Origin of the sequence: Collinsella aerofaciens (assembly GCF_028206995.1) — a bacterium.
Taxonomy (GTDB): domain Bacteria; phylum Actinomycetota; class Coriobacteriia; order Coriobacteriales; family Coriobacteriaceae; genus Collinsella; species Collinsella aerofaciens_AQ.
On sequence record NZ_JAQLFL010000006.1, the window covers coordinates 140,812 to 144,867 of the forward strand.

Here is a 4,056-nt window from a genome sequence, read left to right on the forward strand (position 1 = left end):
GGAGCGGACAACGGGGCTCGAACCCGCGACCCCAACCTTGGCAAGGTTGTGCTCTACCAACTGAGCCATGTCCGCTTGCGGGTTATTAATTTACGCGAGTTGCCCAAAAGACGCAAGTACTTTTTTCAAAAAAGTTGCCGGCCGCATGTTCTTGGTAGCCAAATACGCTAAAGCGATTGGCTAGGCACACGATTCCAGCGCTCCGCTAAACAGCTTCACCATCTGCACGCGCGTGCCAGCGCCGTCTGTACGACGAGCAACATCCACGTTATCGACGAGCAAACGCATAAGCTTGATACCACGGCCGCGCTCCTCAGATGCGACCGGTTCGCTCGTTTCATCGATAGAATAGCCAGCACCTCGATCAAGCACCTCAACCACGACGCGATCGCCATAGGCCTGAACCGTCAGGACGCACCCGATACCGCCCGCATGGTCATAGGCATTACCCAGCGCCTCCCCCGACGCCAATGCGACATCGTAGCGCTCGTCGCGGCGCAACGGAAGCGATTCAAGGAGTTCGGCGATGCGATGTCGGTAGTATGGAAGATTTTCAATACCCTGACGGACCTCGACGCTCTTGCTCCAGCGAGGCAGCTCCCCCACCGGAATGGCGGGAATAGACTCCCGTGCCGGACCCGCGACATGAAGGATATCGACAAGACGAGCAATCTCCAAAAAGCGAACAACTTCGCCTGATGCATTGACGAGCGAAAGCAGGCCTTCTCGCCTCATGAGCTCACGAGCGCGCGTAAGCAGGAATGCCAAGCCCGTCGAATCGATAAAGCTAACAGCCTGACAGTTGATGACGACACGACGCACGCCGCGGTCAATCAAAGCATCCAACCGCCGACGCAGTGCAGGCACCGTGGCGATGTCGATATCGCCTGGTGGCGTCAAAACCGCTATGTCATTCCACTCATTCATACGACCATGGTTCCCCAAAAGTGCTCGCTCGATGCATACGCATCTGCAACCGCGCAGATTTTGCTCGTCAAACGTCGCGGCCTACGATCGACCCCGTAAAAACTCAAGGGAAACCAGCGCGATGTCATCGTCCAGCGCCGACTCGGTAAAGCGGTCAAGCTCGCCCAAGACCTTACCGCAGATTCCCGATACGCCCTCGCCCGATACCGATAGCAAAAGATCGCGCAGACGCTGTTCGCCAAAGAACGCCCCCGTGCGGTCGCGTGCCTCAATCGTTCCATCGGTATACATAAACAGCATGTCGCCAGGAGCGAACGTAAAGGCACCCGTCTCGTAGACCATGCTCTCAAAGGCACCGATCACGCCCGATTGGCACCCAAGGAGCTCCACTTCTCCCCCGCAGGTCTCGCCGCCGCCACGCGGCGTCGACGACGGCCTAATGACCATAGTGGGAGGATGTCCCGCAGAGCAATAAGTAGCGCGGCCCGCTTTAAGATCGATCTTGGCGATAAACGCCGTCACAAACGTCTCGACCCTCGAAAAGCCCATGAGCATGCTATTGAGCGAGCGTGCCATGCGAGCAGGCCCTGCACCCTCCCAGGCATAGGCCGTCAGCGCCGTCTTGACGAGCGCCGACATCGACGCCGCCTCAATCCCCTTGCCGGATACATCGCCCAAAATCATAACGGCGCAATCGTCGGGAAGTCGGACAAGCGTATAGAAGTCACCGCCGACCAACGCAGAATTCGTTGCCGATAGATATACCGAATCGGTTGCAATGCCCGGAACGTCACCAAGCGAATTTCTCATGCCAATCTGAAGCGTCTGAGCGATATGACGCTCTTCGCGCTTTTGAGACTCGCCTTCATAGATCAGCTCAAAGTCATGCGCCAGATGCACCAGGTAGTCGTATTCAAGGTCGTCAATTGGTTCTTGGCTGCCATCGCGGAGCAGCAAAGCGCGCCTCGTCGGCCCCTTGGCGATATCAACGGGAACGATCGCATCGTTGCTTCGTTTGCCATCCGCTTCCGAGTGGTAGTGCCCCGCTTCGATGCCGGAGTCGACATAAAGTCCCTGACACGGTAGGCCGTGGGCCCTCAACCATGCACCCATAGACGTGGATTCGTCCACACGTGTAAGGCGCACGTGCTTGAGGTCGTCAGCGCTCGTCCCGCCCAACACCGATGTCTCAAACCCGTCGGGGGCTGCCCCCAGGCGCGCTGCTGGCGCCGTGACAGAAAAGAAGAGTGACTCCGGATCGTCCGGCAGCGCCACACGACTGCCGCCCTCAAAATCGATGACATAGGTTTCGAGGCCCGCATCATATTCCACGGGGCAGAAATGACAATTGAGCACCGTGCAGATTTCCGTCGACACCGCTCGCGAAGCGGCAACGGGATCCTCGAGATAGGTAAACAGTTCGTCGCGCAGCAAATTGAGTGAGCGGCCGAGCTCCGCCGTGCGGCGCGAACGCAAGCTCGACGCCATGCCGACCAGCTGAATAGACAGGTAATCGCAGATGACCTCGAGCACGTTAACGTCATAGGCAAGTGGCGCCTGGGGGCGCTTCCAGCCAACTTCCAACACGCCAAGGACCTGCGTGCCGTAAAACACGGGAAGACAGATCTCGCTGCGATACGGGGGCATATCCTGCACGCGCAGCAAGTGCTTGGAACGATTGTCCAAATCCATGAACATACCCGAAGCAACCCGGTCGCCCTCAAGGTCCTGCTGAATCGACAGGCGACAGGCACGCGACTCGCGAAGTACGTAGGTCGGAATGCCAGCGCCGTACGGCATAAACTCGGGCAGATAGCTGTCCTCAAGCTCCTTAGAAACACCGCGGAGCTTAAAGCCGCCGCTCTCGGAAAAATAGATAGCCGCACCGGAGGCATCGAGCGTTCCAACGAGCTGATTCAAAACGGTATCGAGCAAGCTGGGGAGCTCATCGGAGCCCACGGTACTCATAATGACCGAAAGGGTACCCGAAAGGCGTTTATTCGCCACCCTAAGCTCCGATAGCGCACGTTTGAGCTGACGATCGTGGGAATACTGCTCTTCGATGCTGTGAAGCGCCACCAGGACACGCGGTGCACGACGTCCAAAGATACGCGGAGGCGTAACGGAACCCGCGCGAACCAAGACGGGAATAAAAGACCCGTCGCTCAGCTTGAGCATCAGCTCGCTCTCGGAGCCATCGGTCTCAAACGGCAGACGATGTTCAGTCGCGCGCTCAAAGGCAGACGAGTACAGAACGTCTTTGACATCACCGCTGATGACGTCAGCGCGTTCCTCGCACATCAGGTCGAGCAAACGGTTATTCACATGCAGAATGGTTCCGTCGAGCTCACAGATGATGACAGCATCGCTCGTGATCTCGACCAGTTGGGCAACGTCTGCCCACTCGTTGCGCTCAAGCGTTTCCATCGTGGACCTCACCGTCTATCGGTAACAAAAAAGCCTCCGAAGAGGCTTCTCAAATGCGATGGTGTCGGAGGCGGGACTTGAACCCGCATGACCAAAAAGCGGTCACTAGCACCTCAAGCTAGCGCGTCTGCCAATTCCGCCACTCCGACATGCTATGTTGTTGATTCGCAGTTCGTTCTGTTGGACCCGCGCGTTCAACGAGGAAGATAATAACCTATGATTCGAGAACTGTGCAAGCACTTTTTAGAAAAAAGTTTACGAATTTGTAAATGCGCAGGTAGATCTATATGTCCGGCCCCGTATCGGTGTTGCCTCCCGGCGCGTCCTCGGGCATGAGCGATATTTTGCTACGCACTTCGTGCTGCGAAATATCGCTCCCCCTGCGGAATGCGCCGGGAGGCAACACCGATACGGGGCCTGCAAATACGTACTTCAGGCACAGTTCTCAAACATGTTCTGAGGGCTGATGCAAATTTGGTGGCTCGGCTTTGCCGAGCCCTTATATGGGGAGGCCGGAGCTAAAGCTCCGGCCTCCCTCAATTTCTTATTAAACTAAGTGAGCGATCAGGGAATCGCACTCCCCCTGCCGAGTTACCGCAGGGCCCGTGCTGGACTTAGTTTTCAGAACATTCCGCACTGATATTTTCTGTATTGAAGACGTCGATGATGCCCCCATATACCATTGGCGTCGACACCATAAGA

At 56.8% G+C, this 4,056-nt stretch carries 2 protein-coding genes and 2 tRNA genes; all 4 read right to left on the reverse strand.

The genetic code is table 11. The features are described from left to right. Positions 1-2 precede the first annotated feature (2 nt). Positions 3-75: transfer RNA gene (locus tag PMX60_RS06210), tRNA-Gly, on the reverse strand. Between the two features lie 105 nt (positions 76-180). Continuing rightward, entirely contained in the window at positions 181-927 is a 747-nt protein-coding gene (locus PMX60_RS06215; RefSeq protein ID WP_271747262.1) for an anti-sigma factor antagonist, read from the reverse strand. 81 nt (positions 928-1,008) lie between these two features. Beyond that, positions 1,009-3,354 (reverse strand): GAF domain-containing SpoIIE family protein phosphatase, encoded by a 2,346-nt coding sequence (locus PMX60_RS06220; protein ID WP_271747263.1) that lies wholly within the window; start codon positions 3,352-3,354, stop codon positions 1,009-1,011. Positions 3,355-3,413: 59 nt separating this feature from the next. Further along, positions 3,414-3,503: transfer RNA gene (locus tag PMX60_RS06225), tRNA-Leu, on the reverse strand. Positions 3,504-4,056: the final 553 nt, after the last annotated feature.